25 protein-coding genes are annotated in these 19,467 nt (G+C 63.1%); 10 read left to right on the top strand and 15 right to left on the bottom strand.

The window, feature by feature from the left end:
• Nucleotides 1-438: 438 nt before the first annotated feature.
• The 3 genes from PFLCHA0_RS17235 (at nucleotide 439) to PFLCHA0_RS31255 (ending at nucleotide 2,420) form a co-directional block, all read left to right on the top strand.
• Complete coding sequence (locus PFLCHA0_RS17235) at nucleotides 439-1,080, top strand: hypothetical protein (RefSeq protein ID WP_041752304.1); 642 nt, start codon at nucleotides 439-441, stop codon at nucleotides 1,078-1,080.
• A 129-nt stretch (nucleotides 1,081-1,209) separates the two neighbouring features.
• Nucleotides 1,210-1,557: a hypothetical protein gene (locus PFLCHA0_RS30915; protein ID WP_125063870.1), complete on the top strand. Its 348-nt coding sequence runs from the start codon at nucleotides 1,210-1,212 to the stop codon at nucleotides 1,555-1,557.
• A 479-nt stretch (nucleotides 1,558-2,036) separates the two neighbouring features.
• Nucleotides 2,037-2,420 carry a c-type cytochrome gene (locus tag PFLCHA0_RS31255; RefSeq protein WP_015635903.1) on the top strand — a complete coding sequence of 128 codons (384 nt, stop codon included), beginning with the start codon at nucleotides 2,037-2,039 and terminating at the stop codon, nucleotides 2,418-2,420.
• Between the two features lie 71 nt (nucleotides 2,421-2,491).
• Here PFLCHA0_RS31255 and PFLCHA0_RS17225 read toward each other — a convergent pair whose 3' ends face one another.
• Nucleotides 2,492-3,439: a hypothetical protein gene (locus tag PFLCHA0_RS17225; protein WP_041752303.1), complete on the bottom strand. Its 948-nt coding sequence runs from the start codon at nucleotides 3,437-3,439 to the stop codon at nucleotides 2,492-2,494.
• A gap of 217 nt (nucleotides 3,440-3,656) precedes the next feature.
• Here PFLCHA0_RS17225 and PFLCHA0_RS17220 point away from each other — a divergent pair, with 217 nt between their 5' ends.
• Complete coding sequence (locus PFLCHA0_RS17220; RefSeq protein WP_011061704.1) at nucleotides 3,657-4,256, top strand: GNAT family N-acetyltransferase; 600 nt, start codon at nucleotides 3,657-3,659, stop codon at nucleotides 4,254-4,256.
• 60 nt (nucleotides 4,257-4,316) lie between these two features.
• On the opposite strand, the gene PFLCHA0_RS17215 is transcribed toward PFLCHA0_RS17220, so the two are convergent.
• Nucleotides 4,317-4,991: a polysaccharide lyase family 7 protein gene (locus tag PFLCHA0_RS17215; protein ID WP_015635901.1), complete on the bottom strand. Its 675-nt coding sequence runs from the start codon at nucleotides 4,989-4,991 to the stop codon at nucleotides 4,317-4,319.
• 269 nt (nucleotides 4,992-5,260) lie between these two features.
• On the opposite strand from PFLCHA0_RS17215, the gene PFLCHA0_RS17210 reads away from it, so the two are divergent.
• Nucleotides 5,261-5,647 carry an MliC family protein gene (locus PFLCHA0_RS17210; protein ID WP_015635900.1) on the top strand — a complete coding sequence of 129 codons (387 nt, stop codon included), beginning with the start codon at nucleotides 5,261-5,263 and terminating at the stop codon, nucleotides 5,645-5,647.
• A 194-nt stretch (nucleotides 5,648-5,841) separates the two neighbouring features.
• Here the strand turns inward: PFLCHA0_RS17210 and PFLCHA0_RS17205 are convergent, their stop codons facing one another.
• Nucleotides 5,842-6,126, bottom strand: coding sequence for a hypothetical protein (locus PFLCHA0_RS17205; protein ID WP_015635899.1), 285 nt, complete (start codon nucleotides 6,124-6,126; stop codon nucleotides 5,842-5,844).
• 179 nt (nucleotides 6,127-6,305) lie between these two features.
• Here PFLCHA0_RS17205 and PFLCHA0_RS31850 point away from each other — a divergent pair, with 179 nt between their 5' ends.
• Together PFLCHA0_RS31850 and PFLCHA0_RS17200 are read left to right on the top strand one after the other, a co-directional pair.
• The gene (locus PFLCHA0_RS31850; protein WP_011061701.1) at nucleotides 6,306-6,464 is read left to right on the top strand and encodes a hypothetical protein; all 159 of its coding nucleotides are present in this window, start codon (nucleotides 6,306-6,308) and stop codon (nucleotides 6,462-6,464) included.
• Nucleotides 6,465-6,587: 123 nt separating this feature from the next.
• Entirely contained in the window at nucleotides 6,588-6,908 is a 321-nt protein-coding gene (locus PFLCHA0_RS17200) for a YbjQ family protein (protein WP_011061700.1), read from the top strand.
• Nucleotides 6,909-6,928: 20 nt separating this feature from the next.
• Here PFLCHA0_RS17200 and PFLCHA0_RS17195 read toward each other — a convergent pair whose 3' ends face one another.
• The 7 genes from PFLCHA0_RS17195 to PFLCHA0_RS17165 form a co-directional block, all read right to left on the bottom strand.
• Nucleotides 6,929-7,321 carry a VOC family protein gene (locus PFLCHA0_RS17195; protein ID WP_011061699.1) on the bottom strand — a complete coding sequence of 131 codons (393 nt, stop codon included), beginning with the start codon at nucleotides 7,319-7,321 and terminating at the stop codon, nucleotides 6,929-6,931.
• Nucleotides 7,322-7,409: 88 nt separating this feature from the next.
• Complete coding sequence (locus PFLCHA0_RS17190) at nucleotides 7,410-9,050, bottom strand: ABC-F family ATP-binding cassette domain-containing protein (RefSeq protein WP_015635897.1); 1,641 nt, start codon at nucleotides 9,048-9,050, stop codon at nucleotides 7,410-7,412.
• Nucleotides 9,051-9,228: 178 nt separating this feature from the next.
• Entirely contained in the window at nucleotides 9,229-10,266 is a 1,038-nt protein-coding gene (locus tag PFLCHA0_RS17185) for a DNA topoisomerase IB (RefSeq protein ID WP_015635896.1), read from the bottom strand.
• Between the two features lie 80 nt (nucleotides 10,267-10,346).
• On the bottom strand, nucleotides 10,347-11,429 hold the full coding sequence (gene modC / locus PFLCHA0_RS17180; RefSeq protein ID WP_015635895.1) for a molybdenum ABC transporter ATP-binding protein: 1,083 nt from the start codon (nucleotides 11,427-11,429) through the stop codon (nucleotides 10,347-10,349).
• A gap of 4 nt (nucleotides 11,430-11,433) precedes the next feature.
• Nucleotides 11,434-12,114 (bottom strand): molybdate ABC transporter permease subunit, encoded by a 681-nt coding sequence (modB, locus tag PFLCHA0_RS17175; RefSeq protein ID WP_015635894.1) that lies wholly within the window; start codon nucleotides 12,112-12,114, stop codon nucleotides 11,434-11,436.
• On the bottom strand, nucleotides 12,115-12,882 hold the full coding sequence (gene modA / locus PFLCHA0_RS17170; protein ID WP_011061694.1) for a molybdate ABC transporter substrate-binding protein: 768 nt from the start codon (nucleotides 12,880-12,882) through the stop codon (nucleotides 12,115-12,117). It abuts the gene before it with no gap.
• Nucleotides 12,883-13,056: 174 nt separating this feature from the next.
• Complete coding sequence (locus PFLCHA0_RS17165) at nucleotides 13,057-14,121, bottom strand: NAD(P)H-dependent flavin oxidoreductase (protein WP_015635893.1); 1,065 nt, start codon at nucleotides 14,119-14,121, stop codon at nucleotides 13,057-13,059.
• Nucleotides 14,122-14,335: 214 nt separating this feature from the next.
• Between PFLCHA0_RS17165 and PFLCHA0_RS17160 the strand changes: the two genes are divergently transcribed.
• Nucleotides 14,336-14,824, top strand: a complete 489-nt coding sequence (locus PFLCHA0_RS17160) for a GyrI-like domain-containing protein (protein WP_011061692.1) — start codon at nucleotides 14,336-14,338, stop codon at nucleotides 14,822-14,824.
• Here the strand turns inward: PFLCHA0_RS17160 and ada are convergent.
• The 5 genes from ada to PFLCHA0_RS17140 form a co-directional block, all read right to left on the bottom strand.
• Nucleotides 14,776-15,861: a bifunctional DNA-binding transcriptional regulator/O6-methylguanine-DNA methyltransferase Ada gene (ada, locus tag PFLCHA0_RS17155; protein WP_015635892.1), complete on the bottom strand. Its 1,086-nt coding sequence runs from the start codon at nucleotides 15,859-15,861 to the stop codon at nucleotides 14,776-14,778. The genes PFLCHA0_RS17160 and ada overlap by 49 nt on opposite strands.
• Nucleotides 15,862-15,946: 85 nt before the next feature.
• The gene (gene alkB, locus PFLCHA0_RS17150) at nucleotides 15,947-16,627 is read right to left on the bottom strand and encodes a DNA oxidative demethylase AlkB (protein ID WP_015635891.1); all 681 of its coding nucleotides are present in this window, start codon (nucleotides 16,625-16,627) and stop codon (nucleotides 15,947-15,949) included.
• Entirely contained in the window at nucleotides 16,617-17,333 is a 717-nt protein-coding gene (locus PFLCHA0_RS17145) for a 2OG-Fe(II) oxygenase (protein WP_011061689.1), read from the bottom strand. Before PFLCHA0_RS17145 ends, alkB begins: the two co-directional genes overlap by 11 nt.
• A gap of 103 nt (nucleotides 17,334-17,436) precedes the next feature.
• Entirely contained in the window at nucleotides 17,437-17,607 is a 171-nt protein-coding gene (locus PFLCHA0_RS31845; protein ID WP_015635890.1) for a hypothetical protein, read from the bottom strand.
• Nucleotides 17,608-17,636: 29 nt separating this feature from the next.
• Nucleotides 17,637-17,939: a DUF1883 domain-containing protein gene (locus tag PFLCHA0_RS17140; RefSeq protein ID WP_011061687.1), complete on the bottom strand. Its 303-nt coding sequence runs from the start codon at nucleotides 17,937-17,939 to the stop codon at nucleotides 17,637-17,639.
• Nucleotides 17,940-18,150: 211 nt separating this feature from the next.
• On the opposite strand from PFLCHA0_RS17140, the gene PFLCHA0_RS17135 reads away from it, so the two are divergent.
• Both PFLCHA0_RS17135 and PFLCHA0_RS17130 read left to right on the top strand, forming a co-directional pair.
• Nucleotides 18,151-18,501 (top strand): hypothetical protein, encoded by a 351-nt coding sequence (locus tag PFLCHA0_RS17135; RefSeq protein ID WP_011061686.1) that lies wholly within the window; start codon nucleotides 18,151-18,153, stop codon nucleotides 18,499-18,501.
• Between the two features lie 297 nt (nucleotides 18,502-18,798).
• Nucleotides 18,799-19,449 carry a c-type cytochrome gene (locus PFLCHA0_RS17130; RefSeq protein WP_011061685.1) on the top strand — a complete coding sequence of 217 codons (651 nt, stop codon included), beginning with the start codon at nucleotides 18,799-18,801 and terminating at the stop codon, nucleotides 19,447-19,449.
• Nucleotides 19,450-19,467 lie beyond the last annotated feature (18 nt).

Genomic DNA, 19,467 nt, shown 5'->3' with positions numbered 1-19,467 from the left:
TGGTAAGGGCAGCTTTCTCTCGATAATCGCTGGCTGTATCACTTGCAGTGAGCTGCCGATTCACCAATATCGGTAGTCAGGCGGGTTTCAAGACCGCCTAACTGAAGAGCCCTCGACAAGATCGGGACCTTTGCGTTTTCAGCTCCGTCACATCCATTGCCCCAGGTCGCGTGTGCGATGGGCAGGCCGTTCTTCCTGGTACGGGTCTGGACCCTTCCGGGCAGGAGAGATAGAGCACAGGGCAGATAATACTGGTTGCATATACAGTTTTTTGTTGAGAGAATTTCCCCACTCCGCGGGTGCATAGGAGGTGAATATCAGCTTGATGCTGATTTGCATGCATCCGTGTGAAGGCCTCGAGCCTGGAGCCATCGCCTTTGAGCGACATGAGAGCGGAGTCTTCCGCGACAAATCATTCGACTCAATAGGTCAATCCAAATGAAAAAAACTATCAGTGTTTCCCTGCTGGGTCTCTTGGCGTGTTTTGGTGCCAGCATGAGCGCCTTTGCTGACACAGCCATGTCCTGGAATTTGGCAAGGGATGTAATCCTGGCGAAGGAGAGCGCGCCACCAGGCTCACCTTGGTCGTTTATGCAGAACTTCTCCGGCGTGAACAAGGCTGAAAATTACATCCTATTGCCATACTTCAAAGCCGATTCGTGTAACAACCTCCCAGCTACTTGCTGGATGGACCAAGTTTCTGGGGCGCATGTTTCGGTTCACATGAAACCTTACACCTACACGGCAAACGGCAGCTTTACCATTGCGGCTGGCAACGTGGCCTTTCACCCAGGCCAGAATAGCCAGACGGTTATTCGCTGGACCAGTCCGGTGGTCGGTGAGATCAACATTCTCGGGCGAGTTAACAGTGTTCATGACAGTTGCGGTGATGGCGTGGCTTGGTCTTTGAATCAGGGCGACACGGTTCTTCAGTCGGGTAGCTTGGTCAGAGGCAGCGGCGCGGTCTTCTCGGTCAGCAAAGTGCCTGTCACCCAATCCTCTGCCATTTACTTGGTCCTCGACAAGAAGGCCAACTACGTCTGCGACACCAGCACCATCGACATGTTGATTACCAAGTAAAGGTGACGCTTGGTTGTATCGAGCTTTAGTGGCCTGCTTATTGAAAGCCAAGAGCTTCGAACTTATCGCCTTTGAGCGACATGAAAGCGGAAGCCTCCGCACAAATCATTAAGCTCAATAGGTGAAACTATGTCAGTAGTTAAAGTCGGCAAATTTTTTCGCAACGTAACCATGAATCCGGCGCGTGTTGTGAAAATTGTAGACCCCGCAGAAAACACTCATGGATTGATTATTCAGACTGGTTTGATTAGCCCCTCCAACGGCGCGTTGGGGCTCTACTCGGGCACCTCGGCACCGACCGGTATCGGTGATGAATCCAAGCCCATCATCTTTGCGGGGAACGGCAATACAGCTGCGGGTTCCGGCTCTGAGCTGTTGATGCCTAACCCACTCTTTGTCTCTGCGGGACAAGGCCTGTGGGTCGCTGCAAACGTCCCGGCTGCGGCCGTCGCTCTGACCTGGGATTTGCTTGATTGATCCTGATGCCGTGAAAGCGAGCCCTGCGATTGTGCAGGGCTTTTTCGTTTCCTCTCCCCGCCACGCTCCTTGCTTTAAGCGGGGTTACTGGTGGGCCACTTTTAAGTTGAGCCTTGGGAGGCGAAGGGCCTGGCGCTCACCCAGCCCCGCCCGTAGAGGCGGGGCGGGTGAGATGGAGCAAGGCGTTGCGGCCAAGTGCAGATGCAGCGTGAACAGGCTGAAAGTGAGCCTTGCAAGCAAGGACGGGGCAAAGGAGAATGGCCAGCTTTCAATGTTTGTAACTAGAAATAACAAAATAAAATCAATAAGTTACTTTCTGGTTTTTGAGGCGGCATGGAATGCGGAACTGCGTTTGAGCTGAAGTTCACCTCTGGCAAACACACGCCTGTTGCTGACCAACACTCTCGGTTCAGATGTGACCCAGAGCGTTGCTGCGCCGCCTCCGGGATCTGATTTCTACAACAAGGCCAGATGCAAAAATGAACATAAAAGCATTGCTTATCGCTTCGCTGGGGGGGCTCTCGCTGATTCAAGCAACGCTTTCCTTTGCGGACAACACCAATGGCAAGAGTCTCTATGTGCAACGATGTGCCATGTGTCACGGCGCCGATATCAAGGGAACTGGGCCGCTGGCCAATAAGAGCAATCCTCCTACACCCGATCTGACGACCCCTGCTTTTAAAAAGCGACTCAATGAGTATCCGGGTGTGATTGTGTCGTCGGTAATACTGCGCCCCAATGGAGACTTGATTCCCAGAACTTTGCGGGAGAACGGTGTGAAGGTGCCCCCGCATGCTTGGAGCGTTAAGGATTTTCGCGATTTGAATCAATACATGAGTGACGTGATTTCAAAGACTCGATGAGTTCTTCATATGCGCTGGCATAGCGTTCCAAGAGCCACTTGCTCCGAGACGGTGGCCAATCAATCTTCGCTTCAGCCTTGAGGCTCATCGCTGCCCGGGTCGGGCTGCACCAGGTGCTGCCAGGGAAATACCTGTCGGGCGAAATTCTTCACGTAACCGCCAGTGGTGGCCTGGATCACCATGATCGGCAGTTTGGGTCGCTGGCGCTGCAGGGCTTCGAGTTGTTCCAGGCTCAGGCAGGTATTGCGCAAGCGCAGCGCCCGCAATGGGTCGCACGCGTGGCTGGCAAACAATCTTTCATAGCTGGTAAAAGACGTGATGGCGTGCTCCTCGCGGTCTTTTGCCCAGCTTTGCTGAAGTGCGCTGGATTCGCTGAAATCCAGGCTGCTCAACCGCGGCAGGTTGCTGGAGCCTGCGAGGTTGTCGATAAAACCCTGGGTGTCGAAATGGGCGCCGATACGCAGTTGCGCAAGGTGTGGCAGGTCGACCTGGAAGAAGTCCGCGTTGGGGGCATTGGGCAGGGTCAGTTCGCTGAGGTACGGGGTCTTTGCTACCCAGCGGGCGATTTCACCGGCTTCTTCCATGATGGTGCCGGCCTTCTGGATCAACGAAGCGTTATGGTCCTGAGGTTCGGTGGGGCGAATCGCCAATGACCTGAGGCGGGGAAATTGCACCGCACTGTCCAGCAAGGGGCTGAACTCCCACTCGCGGGTACCGTTCGCGCCTTCATCGGCACCGGAAAACAGCAGCGAGCTGAGGGTGTCCGCCACGCTCTGCTCTGCCAGGCATTCCAGGGTCCAGGCAAAGGGCTCGTCCCATAGCTCGCCGTAGTACTCCAGATGCAGGCCGTCACGCATCGGCGCCAGGGCCAGGTAGTTGTAGTCGCTGGCCCACAATGGGCCGGCCGGGTCTTCGCCGGTGTCGTCGTGCTCGGCGGCCTGCTCCCGAGTGAACTCATGGATGCGTTGCTGCAGGGCCAGCAGCCGCTGGTAGCCAGGGGAAGACAAGGGATTGGACATGGGCTGGGTTCCGCGGGTAACGCAGGCGCGGGCCTGCTGGATAAACGCTGGGCATGGTGAGGGCCGATCATAACAAAGCGGCGAGGGCGGCCCGCTGTGAAGCGAGCGCTGGGCGGTACACATTTTTCCAACAAAGAAACTCTGTCCTCAGGGCCTGACCGGACGCTAGGATCCGTCGCCGACCTGCCGGCCTAGTGTTTTCCAGGGGCTCCACAGCATGCAATCAAGGCTACTGCCGTCATCAGCAACCGGGCTCGCGCCCAGGGAAATCACCCTGGATGACGCAGCGCTGTTGCAGCGTTTCTTTGTCGAGAACCCGGAGTATTTCCATATCGTCCACGGTGCAGCGCCGCAGCCGGACGAGGCGCGCGACGAGATCGATGATGCACTGCCAGCGGGCTGGTCCTACACCCACAAGTGGAAAATCGGTTACTTCGACAGTGAAGGGCGCCTGCTGGCGTTCGTCAGCATTGTCACCGACCTGTTGGCACAAGGGGTCTGGCACATAGGCCTGTTCATGCTGGCTACCCCCTGTCATGGCAGCTCCCTTGCCCGGCAGTTGCACGCTGAGCTGGAGGCCTGGGCTGCGGGCGAGGGCGCACGCTGGCTGCGCTTGAGCGTGGTCCAGGACAATGCCCGGGCACAGGGCTTCTGGAATGCCTGCGGTTATGCCCAGGTGCGTACCCGTGACGGGATCGAGCTGGGGCGCTTGCAGCACCAGGTGCGGATCATGATCAAGCCCTTGGCCGGGGATGCGCTGGCCGACTACCTGGCCCTGATGCCCCGTGATCGCAGCGAGGAGCAGGTACCTTCCTGACAAGGTGCCAGGAGCACCCGGACGGCGTGACTACCGCAAGGCAACCCCCCCAGCCAGGTGCTAGGCGTGGCTGAGCGACAGCTGGCTGATGATGCAGGCCGAGCCATCCTCCGCCGGAGTGCTGGGGGTGAAATCGATCTGGTTGTAGATCCCGCCATGAAAGTCGAATACCTGGCCATCCCAGGTCGAGTCCAGGGCGTGCGGGGGAGAGCTGGCTTGCTGACCATTGCAACTGGCGCCGATGGTGATCAGCCCAGCGTAGGTGCAGTGGATGCTGAGCTGGAACAGCGCGTCGAGCGGGACGCCGCCGAGCAGCGGTAGCGGCCTGGGGTCGGCGCCGTTGAAGCTCTGGCGCAGGGCATAGGTCAGGGTGCCCTTGTCCCAGAACACCTTGACGGCCGGATTCACGTCATCGCGTACATGCATTTGCGCAACCACCACTTTCTGCGCCGAGTTGACCTTGGTCAGGGTCATCTGCTGGCGGCTCCAATGATCGGCGGCGCTGCTCAGGGCCCAGTAGCGGGATTCCTTCCACTCGCAGCGGGTTCGATGGGTGCTTTTGCTCGCCGCGCCCCAGGTCGGCGCGCACAGTTGTATCGAGCCATCTGCCAGGCGCGAGATCACGCTCGGGCATTGGGCCAGGGCGAGGTTGCCGTTGAGCTCCAGTGCCAGAGGGGTGCTGGCCGAGGTGGGCAGTGGGGTGGCGATGTCGAGTGTGCTGATGTCTACCGGCATGTGGAGGTTTCCTTGTCGGGGCGGTCGGTGGGCCAGCGTCCAGGGCGATGCTCGCGGCTGCGGGACCGCGGCATCAGCGGGAGCTGTTTCCCGGAGCGCCCCCGGAGCCGCTAGACCGCGGTGCCGATGTGACTGTCGACCCCGTTCCTCACCGACCCGCAGTTCTATCTCGAGCTTTGCCGCACCATGGTCCGAGGGGCTTGATCAGCCTGAACTAAAAACGCCCCTGCCAGTCCCATTGGGCATCTTTGAACGACTGGGGGAACACCATGAAAACTCATCCTGCAATGCTCTGCGCCGCGATTCTGGCTTCAAGCCAGGCGCTCTTGGCACAGGCTGCCCAGACCACTACCGCCGAGCCGGCCTACCAGAGCCAGGTAGCACGCTACCAGTGTGAAGGGCAGGTGCGCATCGACGCCGCCTACCTGAACATCGACAACGGCTCCTCGTTTGCCACGCTGTATTACAAGGACCAGTTGATCCCCATGCACATCGCGCGTTCCGCTTCCGGCGCCCTGTATGTGGCGGACGACGAGCAGAACAGCTTCCGCTGGCACACCAAGGGCAAGATGGGGGTGCTCTCGTTCCTGGAGGCGGACCACACCGCCACGGAGCAAACCCTGCTCAAGGACTGCAAGGAACTCGAGCAGGACTGAAAAACCGCCTACGCACTTTCCCGCGGGCAAAAAAAAGCCCGCGGGGAGTGCGGGCGAACGTAGTTGCTTGAATGAGCGAGGCGACTATACACAGCGCTTTTTCGCCGCTGGGTGAAAGAAGTTTCATCTTGCGCCTCAGGGGCGCACACCTTGCCCAGCCCCGTACTCGGCCGGCACGCTGGCGTGCTTCGGTTTCAGACGAAGGGCTGGCCGTGAAAGCCCCGTGGCAGACGCTGCAGGCCCGGCAGAGCGGTCAGGCGTTCGGTCCAGGCGTTACGCCAGAGTTGGCCGCCATGGCTGGCCTTGGCCTTGCGTGCAGCCCGACGAGCGGCATTGCGCTGGTTGCGTCGGGCCTCCTTGTAGACCTCGGTGTTTCGGCAACTGCGGCATTTGACCCGGTTCAGTTCGCCGGTGGAGGCCAGTTGGGTGCCGTGATGACCGCAGGCCAGGTGCCCGGCGACCTTGAAGTGAGTAACCATCGCGTTTCTCCTTCGGAGTGAGTATGGAGCACGCGTCGTGTGTTCGATGCGTCTCCATACTTTTACGACCGCAGGGCACAGGCGACGTTCGTTGTTTTGTCGGCAAACCCCGAGCCACCGGCAGATCTGTTCTAACCTGCTAAGGCGAGTGAAAAATCCCTTCAGGAAGAGAGGTGGGCATGGCAACGCAACAGCAACGCCCTTACGAGCAGGAACGCAGCGATGAGACGGCACCCTACGAGGTTGAACACAAGGAGCCGCCTCCGCAGACCTGGAAGCATCCGGATGATGGCAAAAGCCTGTCGGAACTGGATGAAGAACGTCCCTTGAAACCGTGACCCACAGCCCCGCTCCAGAGCGGGGCTGTCGTTTGTGGCAAAGCCTTGGGCGGGCTCTGTTACCATCCCCGGTTTTGCCGCCCCGAAGCGCCGGGGCGAGTGGTCCGTTCAAGGGAGAAACACATGATTGTCACCACCACCGCCCATATCGAAGGCCGGGAAATTGCCAGCTACCTGGACATCGTCAGCGCTGAATCGGTCCACGGCATCAACGTGGTCCGTGACCTGTTCGCCGGCATGCGCGACTTTTTCGGCGGCCGCTCCCAGACCCTGGAGCGCGCCCTGAAGGAAGCGCGGATACAGGCCACCAATGAAATCAAGGAGCGCGCCCGGCAATGCAACGCCGATGCGGTGGTCGGCGTGGATTTCGAGATCAGCATGCCGGCAGGGCGCGGTGGCATGGTAGTGGTCTTCGCCACCGGCACCGCCGTCAGGCTCAAGTAGCGTTCAACGCCTTCGGGCGTTCAGGGCGCGACCGGGGTGCACAGCTCCACTAAAGTGCCGTCCGGGCAGCGCACATAGGACACCGTCTGCCCCCAGGGCTTGCTTGTGGGGGGCGCCAGTTCCCGGGCACCGTGCTCCAGGGCCCGGGCATGGGCCGCCTGCACGTCTGCGGTGACCAGCCCCAGTTCCATGCCCAGGGGCTTGGGCGAGGAGTGAGCCGCCACATGGCCGGCCGGGAAATTCATTTCTGCCAGGTCATGGTCGGCGAAGGCCAGGGTAGTGCTGCCGGTTTCCAGCTCGCCATAGGTGCCGGATTCGTGGAGAAACCGCCGCTTGAAACCAAAGGCCTGCTCGAAAAAGCGCAAGGAACCTTCGACTTCGGGTACGTAGATGATGGTGTATCCGAACTGCATGGCGTGACGCTCCTGTCCATGGATTGTGAGGCGGCGAATCTAGCACGGGCCTGCGGCTGCGCAGGGCCCGTCGTTGTAAGCCGCTGTTTCATGGCTGCTGCTCCCTGAGGTGCCAGCCCAGGGCCGAGCATTGCAGCTCATGGGTCGGCGCCAGGGCCTGGAGAAAGGCCTGATCGTGGGAGGCCACCACCAGGGCCCCGGGAAAGTCCCGCAGGGCGCATTCGAAGGCCTGCACCGATTCCAGGTCCAGGTGGTTGGTGGGTTCGTCGAGCAACAGCAGTTGGGCTGGGTTGCCGCCCCACAGGGCCAGGGCCAGGGCGGCTTTCAGGCGCTCGCCGCCGCTCAGTTGCGCGCAGGGTTGCAGCACCCGCCGGGCATCCAGTTGCAGGCGTGCCAGGCGGGTACGCAAGGCGCTTTCCTCCAGGGGCGTGGCGGCGTTGCCCAGTTGTTCGAGCAGTGAGCGTGCGGGATCGAGTTGCGCCAGATGCTGATCCAGATAGGCACTGGCTACCGCCACTCGGCATTCGCCGCTCAGTGGCTGCAACTGGCCGGCCAGCAGCTTCAGCAAGGTGGACTTGCCGCAGCCATTGGGGCCGACCAGGGCGATGCGTGCCGGGCCGACGACGTTGCAGGTGAGGCGGCTGGCCGGGGCTTGCGGGTCCAGCCAGGGCAGTTGCGCCTGCAGTAGACTGAATACCGGCTGGCCGGCCTGCAAGGTGGTGGCGGGCAGAGTGAGCAAGGTCGGTGACTGCGCGCCGACCCGGGCAAAGGCGTCGCGCACCTGCTCGTCGAGCTCGCTCTTGTGCCCCTGATGGGCGTGGCGTACCTGGCCCATGATGTCCCGCGCGGCGCCGAGCAGCTTGGCCCGTTCGAAGCCTGAGACGTTGGCGGTCTTGGCGTGCCGGCGCGAGGCCGCGGCGTGGCGCTGGATGGTGTCGTGTTCCCGTTGCAGGCGCTTGTGCTCGCGGCTGCGCTGGGTACGCGCATGGTCCAGCGCCGCCTGCGCCGCCTCGCTGTGGGCCTGGCGCTGCGCCTGGTACAGCGCATAGTTGCCGCCATAGACCTGGGCGCCCTGGGGGCCGAGTTCGACGATGCGTTGCACCTGCATGAGCAACTGGCGGTCATGGCTGACCAGGATCAGCCCGCCACGCCAGCCTTGCAGTTGTTCCGTCAGCCAGCGCCGGCCGTGGCGGTCCAGGTGATTGCTGGGCTCGTCGAGCAGCAGCAGGTCGGCGTTGCCCAGCAGGGCGCCGATCAGCACCACCCGGGCCAGTTGGCCGCCGCTGAGGACGTCCGCCGGGCCCTGCGGTTCCACGTGCTCCAGGCCGGCTTCATCCAGGGCCAGGCGCAGGCGCTGGGCCAGGTCCCAGCGATCATCCACCCGGTGCAGGTCTTCCAGGCTGGCGCTGCCGTCGGCCAGGCGCTCCAGGGCGCCCAGCGTCTCGGCGAGGCCGGCGACCTGGGCCACGCTCTGCCCCGGCTGTACCTGCGGGTCCTGGGGCACATAGGCCACGCTGGCAGTGTGGCTGATGCTCCCGGAGGAGGGTTGCAGCTCGCCGGCGATCAGGCGCAGCAGCAGGGACTTGCCCACGCCATTGCGCCCGACGATGGCCGTAGGCAGGCGATCGAAACTCAGGTTCAGGGCATCAAGCAGGGTTTCGCCATTGGCGAATTGATAGGTCAGCTGGTTCAGGGAAACCAGTACGGGCAGCCGGGTGACGTGAGTCATCAGCACCTCCGGAAAATGTGGCAACAGGCCAATGAGCGCTAGCAGTGCTCATCGCGGATACATTTTTGGAAGGCTTAGTTGTTCACGTCGGCAATCGTCCTTGGACGGGAAAGAAGGTGCGTAGCCTAACCTCAGAATTCTCTGACTGACAAGTACGCAAATTCGAAGGTGGCCGTCGTCAGGCCGGTTGGGCCTCCTTCGCCAGGCGCCGCAGAAAGTTCGCCAGGCCCGCTTCCTCGGCCTTCAGGCCCTGGCGGGCCCGGGCCTTGGGCAACTGCGCCAACTCACCGAGGACGAAGCGTTCCAGCAGCGCCGGATGGATGTAGCACTTGCGGCACACTGCCGGAGTGTTACCCAGTTCCCGGGCCACTTCCTTGACCGTTGCCACTATGTGTTTCTTCGCCTCGGCCTGGGGCTCCCAAGGCTGCTGGCGCAACCGCTCCAGGGCCAGGACGCTGCCGGCCCAGGTGCGGTAGTCCTTGGCGGTGAAGTCGGCTCCGGTCAGTTGCTGGAGGCAGGCGTTGATGTCCGACGAGCTGACGTGGTGCCGTTGACCGTCTTCGTCCAGGTACTGGAACAGCTGCTGCCCAGGCAACTCCAGGCAGCGCTTGACCACCCGTGCCAGGCGCGGGTCCTTGACGGTGATCTGGTGCTCGACCCCGCTCTTGCCACGGAACTGGAAGTGGATGGCGCTGCCGCTGACCTGTACATGGCGGTTGCGCAACGTGGTCAGGCCGTAGGAGCGATTGTCCCGGGCATACTGGCTGTTGCCCACGCGGATGAGGGTTTCATCCAGCAGCAGGATCAAGGTGGCCATGACCTTTTCCCGGCTGAAGCCGGGCACCGCCAATTGCGCCTGCAACTGCCGGCGCAGCTTGGGCAAGGCGTTGCCGAACGCCAGCAGGCGGGCGTACTTGTCACCGTCGCGCACTTCGCGCCAACGCGGGTGGTAGCGGTACTGCTTGCGGCCCCTTGCGTCGCGGCCGGTGGCCTGCAGATGGCCTTTGGGGTCGGGGCAGATCCACACCTCTGCGTAGGCCGGGGGAATCGCCAGAGCGTTGATCCGCTGTACCTCGGCGGCCTGGGTGAGGCGCTGGCCCTGGGCGTCGTAGTAGACGAACTTGCCCCGCAGCTTGCGCCGCCGGATGCCCGGCTGGCGGTCGTCGGTGTAGTGCAGGTCGGCGGGCAGGGCGGGGGTATCGCAAGCGTCGGGCATGGCGGCAGGTCCTGGACAAAGTGCGGGCCGGTAGACCATGGACCGCGGCCTCGGCCAAGGGTGCCGATTTTCTCTGCGGTTTACGCCAGGACGGCCACTGCCTTGATCTGTGCCCAGAGTTGCTGCCCGGGATGCAGGCTCAACTGGTCCCGGGAGAAGCGGGTGATGCGCGCCAGCAACGGGCTGCCCGCCACGTCCAGACGCACCAGCACATGGGCGGCGTTGTCCGCGGGGATTTCGTCGCGCACCGTTACCGGCAGGCGGTTGAGGATGCTGCTGTGCTCGCTGTCCAGCAGGCTCAGGCTGACGTCCCGGGCCTGGACCTTGAACCGCAAGGCCTTGCCCAGTGCCAGAGGCTCGTGGGCCACGCGGATAGTCAGCTGGCTGCCGGGCAGTTGCAGGGTCAGCAACTGGTAGTCCGGGTCGTAATGGCTGACCCGGCCTTCCACCACCACGCCCGCGTCGTCACCCAGGGCCAGGGGCAGGTCCAGGCGCGCCAGGGTCTCGCCCACGGGGCCGCTGGCCAGGGCCCGGCCATTGCTGAGCAGGACGATATGGTCGGCCAGGCGCGCCACTTCATCCTGGGAGTGGCTGACGTACAGCACCGGGATATCCAGCTCGTCGTGCAAGCGTTCCAGGTAGGGCAGGATCTCGCTTTTGCGTTTCGAGTCCAGGGCCGCCAGGGGCTCGTCCATCAGCAGCAGCCGCGGGCTGGTGAGCAGCGCCCGGGCAATGCCGATGCGCTGGCGCTCGCCGCCGGAAAGGTGCTGCGGGTGGCGCTGCAGCAGGTGGCCGATGCCCAGCAGTTCAGTGGCCTGGGCCATGTCCACCCGGCGTTGTGCCTTGGCAATGCGCCGCAGGCCGAATTCCAGGTTGGCTTGCACGGACAGGTGGGCGAACAGGCTGGCCTCCTGGAACACATAGCCCAGGGAGCGCTTGTGGGGCGGGACGAACAGCTTGCGCTGGCTGTCCTGCCAGACTTCGTCGTTGATCTGGATGCGCCCGCGGCCGGCTTTTTCCAGGCCAGCGATGCAGCGCAGGCAGGTGGTCTTGCCCGAGCCCGAATGTCCATACAAGGCTGTTACCCCGCGCCCTGGCAGTTGCAGGTCGAGATCCAGGGCGAAGTCCTGGTAGCCCAGGTGCAGCTTGACGTGAATGCTCATCGGCTCAGCTCCAGCCGGCTTTGGTCTTGCGGCTGGAGTACAGCGCCAGCAGCACCAGGAACGAGAACACCAGCATGGCCCCGGCCAGCCAGTGGGCCTGGGCGTATTCCATGGCCTCGACGTGATCGTAGATCTGCACCGAAACCACCCGGGTCTTGTTGGGGATGTTGCCGCCGATCATCAGCACCACGCCGAACTCGCCGACGGTGTGGGCAAAGCCGAGGATCGAGGCGGTGATGAAGCCTGGCCGCGCCAGGGGCAGGATCACCGTGAAAAAGGTGTCCCAGGGGTTGGCGCGCAGGGTTGCGGCCACTTCCAGGGGACGGCTGCCAATGGCAGAAAAGGCATTTTGCAACGGCTGTACCACGAAGGGCATGGAGTAGATCACCGAGCCCAGCACCAGGCCGGCAAAACTGAACGTCAGGGTGCCCAGCCCCAGGGACTGGGTGAACTGGCCGAAGAAACCGTTGGGCCCCAGGGCCAGCAACAGGTAGAAACCTATCACCGTGGGTGGCAGCACCAGGGGCAGAGCCACCACGGCGCCGATCGGCCCCCGCAGCCAGGAGCGGGTGCGCGACAGCCACAGGGCTATCGGAGTGCCGACCACCAGCAGGATCAGCGTGGTCAGGGACGCCAGCTTGAGGGTCAGCCAGATGGCGGAAAAATCGGCACTCGACAGGCTCATTTACAGTTGGTAGCCGTAGGACTTGATCACCGCGGCGGCTTTTGGCCCCTTGAGGTAGTCCACCAGTGCCTTGGCGGCCGGGTTGTCCTTGCCCTTGTTGAGGATGACCGCGTCCTGCTTGATCGGGTCATGCATCTGGGCCGGGACGATCCAGGCCGAACCGCTGGTGACCTTGCCGTCCTTGTAGATCTGCGACAGGGCGACGAAGCCCAGCTCGGCATTGCCGGTGGAAACGAACTGATAGGCCTGGGTGATGTTCTGGCCTTCGACGATCTTGTCCTTGACCTTGTCGGTCAGGCCCAGCTTGGCCAGTACCTGGGTTGCGGCCAGGCCGTAAGGTGCGGCTTTCGGGTTGGCGATGGACAGATGCTGGTACTGGTTGTCCTTGAGCACCTGGCCCTTGGCGTCAACGTAGCCGTCCTTGGCCGACCACAGGGCCAGGGTGCCGATGGCGTAGGTGAAGCGCGAGCCCTTGACGATGTCGCCTTCGCTTTCGAGCTTTTGCGGGGTGCTGTCGTCGGCCGAGAGGAAGACTTCAAAAGGCGCGCCGTTCTTGATCTGGGTATAGAACTGCCCGGTAGCGCCGTAGGCGGCCACCAGTTTGTGCCCGGTGTCTTTCTCGAAGTCGGCGGCAATCGCCTGGATCGGTGCGGTGAAGTTGGCGGCCACCGCGACCTGAACTTCATCGGCCTGGGCCGAACCCAGGGCGAAGACAGCGAGCAGGGCGGCGAGGCAAGTCGGGGCAAAACCTGAGGCGCGAAGGTTCATCAAACAGCTCCATTGGGGGGACGGATGCGTTGGGCAGTGAGTTATTGGAAGGGGCCTGCACCAAGGCGAGGGGGAATCGCTATATAGCGGAATATATAGCGATTTGTCGATGAACGGAACTCTGTTGCCAGCGCTTGTTGCCCGGGCCGCGATGTGGATCGCGGCTCTAGTGAATCAGCGTCTGCGCAGTTGTGCCAGGGTTTGTTCGGCCAGGCGCAGGGTCAGTTCGTAGGCGGGCAGTTCCACCCCCAGGCGCAGGGCCTGGCCGGACCAGAGGTTGGCGAAGTCCGCCTCGTCCTTGGCACGCAGCGGCATCAAGGCGCCGCCGGCCCGGGGGAAGGCCGGCGCCAACGGGCTGATGGGGCCGATTTCGCGCATGACGCGGTTGACGATGCCCCGGGCCGGGCGCCCGGTGAACAGGTTGGTCAACGCGGTTTCGCTTTCCTTGGCGTGGCGCAGGGCATGGTGGTGGGCGGCGCTGACCTTGGCTTCCGGGGTGAACAGGTAAGCGGTGCCCAGTTGCACCGCCGAGGCTCCGAGGGCCAGCGCCGCGACGATGCCCCGGGCATCGCCGATGCCGCCGGCGGCAATCACCGGCAGTTGCACCGCGTCGACGATCTGCGGCACCAGGGCCATGGTGCCGACCTGGCTGTTGAGATCGTCGCCGAGGAAGATTGCCCGGTGGCCGCCGGCTTCGTAGCCCATGGCGATGATCGCGTCGCAGCCGCGCTCCTCCAGCCAGAGCGCTTCATCGACGGTGCTGGCCGAGGACAGCACCTTGGCTCCGGTGGCCTTGACCCGGGCCAGCAACGAAGGCTCTGGAAGGCCGAAGTGGAAACTCACGACTTCAGGGCGCAACTCTTCCACCAGTTGGCAGGTGCTCTCATCGAAGGGCGCGCGGTTGCTGACCGGGGTCGGAGCATCGAAGTCGGCGCCCAGCTCGCGATAGTAGGGCTCCAGGGCGTTCTTCCAGCGTTGCTCGTGTTCGGCATCGACGGGCTGCACCTGGTGGCAGAAGAAATTCAGGTTCAATGGGTTCTGCGTGGCTGAGCGAATCACCTGTACTTCCTGGCGGATCTGCCCGGCGTCGAGCATGGCGCAGGGCAGGGAGCCCAGAGCACCGGCCCGGGAGGCGCCGATCACCATGGCGGAGCCGGAGGGGCCGGCCATGGGCGCTTGGATGATGGGCAGGGCGATACCCAGCAGGTCTAAGAGGCGGCGATCAGTCCATTGGCTCATTTGCGGGAATTCTCCGTCGGCAGGTTTAGACGATGCAGCCCGTGGTTTTTATCAGGAGATGGCGCCCCGAGGCCAGCTGACTTTTCCACGGGGCTCGATTCCAGGCCTTTGCAACCGATACGGCGGCCGCTGCCGACGGCTGTCGGCGGCGTCGATCCGGCGCTAGACTGCGGCGGATATTTTTCCTCATCGCACCCCTCAAGGAAGGCTGGCCATGGATGTAAAACTGCGTGAAGTACTGCCGTTCAGCGTTGCAGGCCTGCAAGTAAGGACCCTCAACGCCGCCGAGCAACAGGCCGACAGCGCCCGGATCGGGCCGATGTGGCAGCGCTTCTATGTCGAGGGGCTGTTCGACAAGATCAGCCCTCGCCAGGCTGATTCGTTCGTCTACGGCGTCTATTCCAACTACGAGTCCGATGCCAGCGGGCACTTCGACGTGACCGCCGGCGTGGCGCTGGAAGGTGCCTGCGCCGACTACCCGAGCGTGGCTGTCCAGGGCGGGGACTACCTGGTGTTCAGTGCCAAGGGCGCTATGCCCGATTGCGTGATCCAGACCTGGGGGCTGATCTGGGCCTACTTCCAGGACAACCCCCAGGTCCGGCGCGCCTTCGCCACGGATTTCGAGGTCTACACCAGTGCCGATTCGGTGGCGATCTACATCGGCATCGAGGCCTCGCAGGCCGCTTCGCGCTCCAGCAACTGACGCTTGCGTTCCACACCCCAGCGGTAGCCCGAAAGGCTGCCGTCGCTGCGTACCACCCGGTGGCAGGGAATGGCCACCGCCAGGCTGTTGGCCGCGCAGGCCTGGGCCACGGCGCGCATGGACTTGGGCGCGCCAATGCGCTGGGCAATTTCGGCGTAACTGGCGGTGCTGCCCAGAGGAATGCTCCTCAGGGCCTGCCATACCCGCTCCTGGAACACCGTGCCTTGCAGATCCAGGGGCAGGTCCAGGCCAATGGCCGGGGCCTCGATAAACCCCACTACCTGGGCGACCAGGCGCTCGAAATCGCGGTCGGCACCGATCAGGTTGGCCCGGGGGAACTTGTCCTGCAGTTGCTCCAGCAGCGGGCCGGGTTCATCCCCCAGGAGAATCGCACACACACCGCGCGCGCTTTGCGCCACCAGTATTGCCCCCAGGGAACACTGGCCGAGGGCGAAGCGGATATCGGTGTTGGGGCCGCCGGCGCGGTAGTCGCTGGGCGTCATGCCCAGCAACTGGTCGGCCGCTTCGTAGAAACGGCTGTTGGAGTTGAAGCCGGCGTCATACAGGGCTTCGGTGACCGACTGGCCGCGTTCCAGGTGGGAGCGTACCTTGCGTGAGCGTTGCGCGTTGGCATAGGCCCGGGGGGTCAGCCCGGTGGCGGCCTTGAACACTCGGTGAAAGTGATAGCTGCTCATGCCGGCCTGCTGCGCCAGCTGGCTCAGGCTGGGCGGTGTTTCGGCGCCCTCGATCTGCCGGCAGGCCAGCGCCACCAGCGTGGCATGGTGCGCCGCGACCTGGGTCTGGTCACTGGCCAGGCGCTTGCTCGGGCGGTAGCCGGCGGCTTCGGCTTGCTCGGCGCTGTCGAAGAATTCGACATTCTCGGCCTTGGGCAAGCGCGACAGGCTGCTGGGGCGGCAATAGACGCCGGTGGTGCGCACGGCGTAGACAAAGCTGGCATCGGCGCTGGCATCGCGCTTGAGCACGGCTTGCCAGCGGGGGTCCTGTTCGATGCGGTGCTTGCGCGACAAGGCGGTCATGGTCGGTACTCGGTAAGCGGTGGCGGCCAGATTAACCAAGCTGGGGCCGTTCGGCACTCCGGGCCTTGCGCTTGAATTCTCAACGTCAGCCGGCCCGGCGCAAGGTCAGGTTGATCCGTTGCTGGCCCAACAGCGGGTGGTGGCCGTCCTTCAGGGCCAGCACTCCGTGATAGCGCAGGCGGTCGACGCCGCCCCAGACCACCACATCGCCATGCAGCAGCGCGACCCGCTGGCTCTTGTCGCTGCGCTGCCGGCCGCCGAAGAGAAAGATCGCCGGCAGGCCCAGGGACAGGGACACGATAGGGGCCGAGTAGTCGCGCTCGTTCTTGTCCTGATGCAGTGACATCTTTGCCCCCGGCCGGTAGCAGTTGATCAGGCAGGAGTCCGGGGCGAACCCGGGAAAGCCGGCCGCCTCGGCCGCGGCTTCGGCCAGCTCCTGGAATACCTTGGGCAGTGCTGGCCAGGGGCGCTGGCTTTGCGGGTCGATGGGGCTGTAGCGGTAGCCGCTGCGGTCGGTGGTCCAGCCCAGTTGCCCGCAACTGCTGAGGCCCACCGACATGGTGAAGCCGCCGGGCGTCTGCATCTGGCGAAAGGGTGCGGCGGCGAGCACGGCATCGAGTTGCGGCAGCAGCGCTTCGACCCAGGGCAGGGCGAAGCCGCGCAATACCCGGGATTGTGGGCCCAGGACCTCGACGCGGGCAGGCTGCTGCAGGTCGCTGTCACTGAACAGCCCGAGGGTGGCTGGGCCGTCATCATTACAGTGCATCGTGAAAAATCACTCCAAGGGTATGGCGCTGGCCACTGTGAACGCGGCTGACACCGTGGCGCAAGGTCACCCGATAGTGCCCGCGCGCTCCGGCTACCGGGCGATGATGCACGGCGAAAACCAGCCCATCACCCTGCTTCAGACCAATGACCTGCGGCCGCGATTGCATGCGTGGGCGCTGTTCGGTGAGCACCAGTTCACCGCCGCTGAAGTCGCTTCCCGGCTGCGACAACAGGAAGGCCACTTGCAAGGGGAATACGTGCTCGCCGTACAGATCCTGGTGCAGGCAGTTGTAGTCCCCGGGGCCGTATTGCAGCAGCAAGGGCGTCGGGCGCATCTGCCCGGCGTCGTGGCAGCGCTGGATGAAGGCGGCGTGTTGCATCGGGTATTGGACGTCGATGTTCATCAGGCGGTTCCAGCGGTTGGCCTGGTCCACCAGGCGCGGGTAGAGCAACTGGCGCAATTGCGCCACGGGCTCCGGCAGCGGATAGCCAAAATACTGGTACTGGCCACGGCCAAAGCCATGGCGGGCCATGATCACTTTCGAGCGAAACAACTCGGGGCTCTGGTAAAGCCGGCTCAGGGCCTGGCATTGCGCTGGGGTCAACAGGCCTTCGAGGCGGGCGCAGCCGTCCTGGTCGAGGGCCTGCTCGATGCGGGCCCAATCCAGTTGTTGCAGGCGATCGTGTAGCGAGGGGGCGGGCATGGCGGGAGTGTCCTGGGCGGTAGGGAACCCGGCCAGTCTGCGGCACGGTTGGCCGCCGAACACTCCGTTGCTTGCGCTTGAATCGGTGGTGCGCAGCGGCGCTCTACAAGGCCTTGCTGACGCTGACGTCGCTGATGACATCGTCGGACTGGCCGTGCAGCGCCTCGAGGGCGGCCCGGGCTTCTTCCTCGGAGCCGGTCTGCAACTGGGCGAATTCGAAGCGGCGCTCACCGTTGAGCTTGTATTTGATGACGTACTTGGTGGTCTGGGGCACGGGGCTACCTGTTGTCGCGAGGGGAGGGCTTAGCGCAGTTTCGAGCTGGAGCGGCGAATGATGCGGATCGAATGCGTCAGGTTCGGCTTGCGGGTCACGCTGATGGGCCGACGGTTGACGGTGTCGATGGTGATGTTCCAGAAACCGGTGCTGGGGGCGGTGATCTTCGCAGGGAACTTGTCGAAGGCGCCGCCGTGATAGGTATGACGGCCGCCGTTCTTGAAGCTGCGGAAGTTGGCGTCGCTCATCAGGCGAATGTTGCAGACCTGGGAGCATTCGATGACGACGATATCGTCTTCGTTCAGGTGCTCGCGCTGGTGGATGAATTTCATGGGCGCCTCCAGAAGGGCTATAGCTACAAAAGCAAAAAACGTTTGCGTGGGCGGTGGCGCAGTTTATCAGGCCCAAAGGAGTATTATTCGGCCCCGGCGTCGAGCTTTGACAATTTAAAACAGTTATTTGGATTTTTATCGGCGATAAAGCCGTGCCTCCGGAGAAAAACGGCGCCTTTGCTGTCGGAGGGACTTTATTGGAGATTTTCATATGAAGCGCTGGGTGTGGGTTCTGGTCTTGGCCATCGGCGGTTGCGCAAGCGTCTCGGACATCAACCAGACACCGCCAACCCTGAGCGTGATTTCCGGCAAGAAGCCTCAGGAATACGCCAAGTGCCTAGCCGACAAGCTCTCCGGCAGCCGCGGCGCGCTGCAGGTCGAGCCGCACAAGGACGGCTTTCGGGTACTAGTGCCCCAGAGCCTGTCGCCGGCCCCGGCTGCAGTGTTCTACATTGAGGCGCGTTCCGGTGGCAGCAGCATCAAGCTGCACGAGCAGATGAGCAACAACCCCTTGCGCCCTCAGGATGTGCGCAAGGCCGGTGAAGACTGTATCTCCGGCTAAGCCGTTGCTCCCTGCGGGTGACCGGCCCCGGTTACCCGCTTGCATCCCTTCTCCAGACTTTGCCCCAGGCCCCGGGTAGCGCCGCCAAGCGCGGCCCGGGGCTGCTTTTGCGTGGGCAGAAGCCTTGTTGCACTGCGGCGATTAGCCGCTTTTTTTCGCCTGGTAAAACCTTGTTTTGCTGTTCGGTATTCGATAGGCGCGGGGCAATTTCGCGTTGTCCCGGTGGATCAATTGACCTACTATTTGTGTGCTTATGCCATGCAGGTCTAAGCATATAACTAGAATAATGGAGTTCATATGATCCCACTGGATCGAATGCTATTGAGTGGCCTGATGCTGCTGTTGGTTCAAACTGCCCATGCCGTGGAGGGGCAGAAAGTCTTTACCCAGGGAGGCGCCCAGCCGGGGGCGACGGCTTGCCTGGCCTGCCATGGTGCCGATGGCATGGGCCTGGCTCCGGCCGGGTTTCCACGCCTTGCCGGGTTGCCAGCGGGATATCTGGGCAAGCAGTTGCACGACTTTCGCAGCGGCGCCCGCACAAGCCCTGTGATGCAACCGCTGGCCAAGGCCTTGAGTGAAGAGGAAATCACCGCGGTCACCACGACCCTGGCCGCCATGCCTGCGCCCAAGCTGGCTCCTGTCAGCCGTAGCCAGGTGGCCACCGGTGTCGGTGAGCGCCTGGCCCTGCGTGGTGCCTGGGAACGGCAAGTGCCCGAGTGCGTCAGTTGCCACGGACCGGGTGGCGTGGGCGTCGGTACCGCCTTCCCACCCCTGGCCGGGCAGCCTGCCAGCTACCTGGTGGCACAGCTCAACGCCTGGCGTGAAGGTACCCGCCACAACGACCCCAATGACCTGATGGGGCACATCGCCAAATCCCTGAGCGCCGAAGAAGTGGCTGCCGTGGCGGACTACTTTGCAACCTTGAACTCCCAGGAGGCGCGCCCATGAAACTATTGATTCCAGGGG

Source organism: Pseudomonas protegens CHA0 (genome assembly GCF_000397205.1).
Taxonomy (GTDB): domain Bacteria; phylum Pseudomonadota; class Gammaproteobacteria; order Pseudomonadales; family Pseudomonadaceae; genus Aquipseudomonas; species Aquipseudomonas protegens.
Note: the sequence above shows the minus strand (reverse complement) of the source record. Positions and strands in the feature narration are given on the sequence as shown.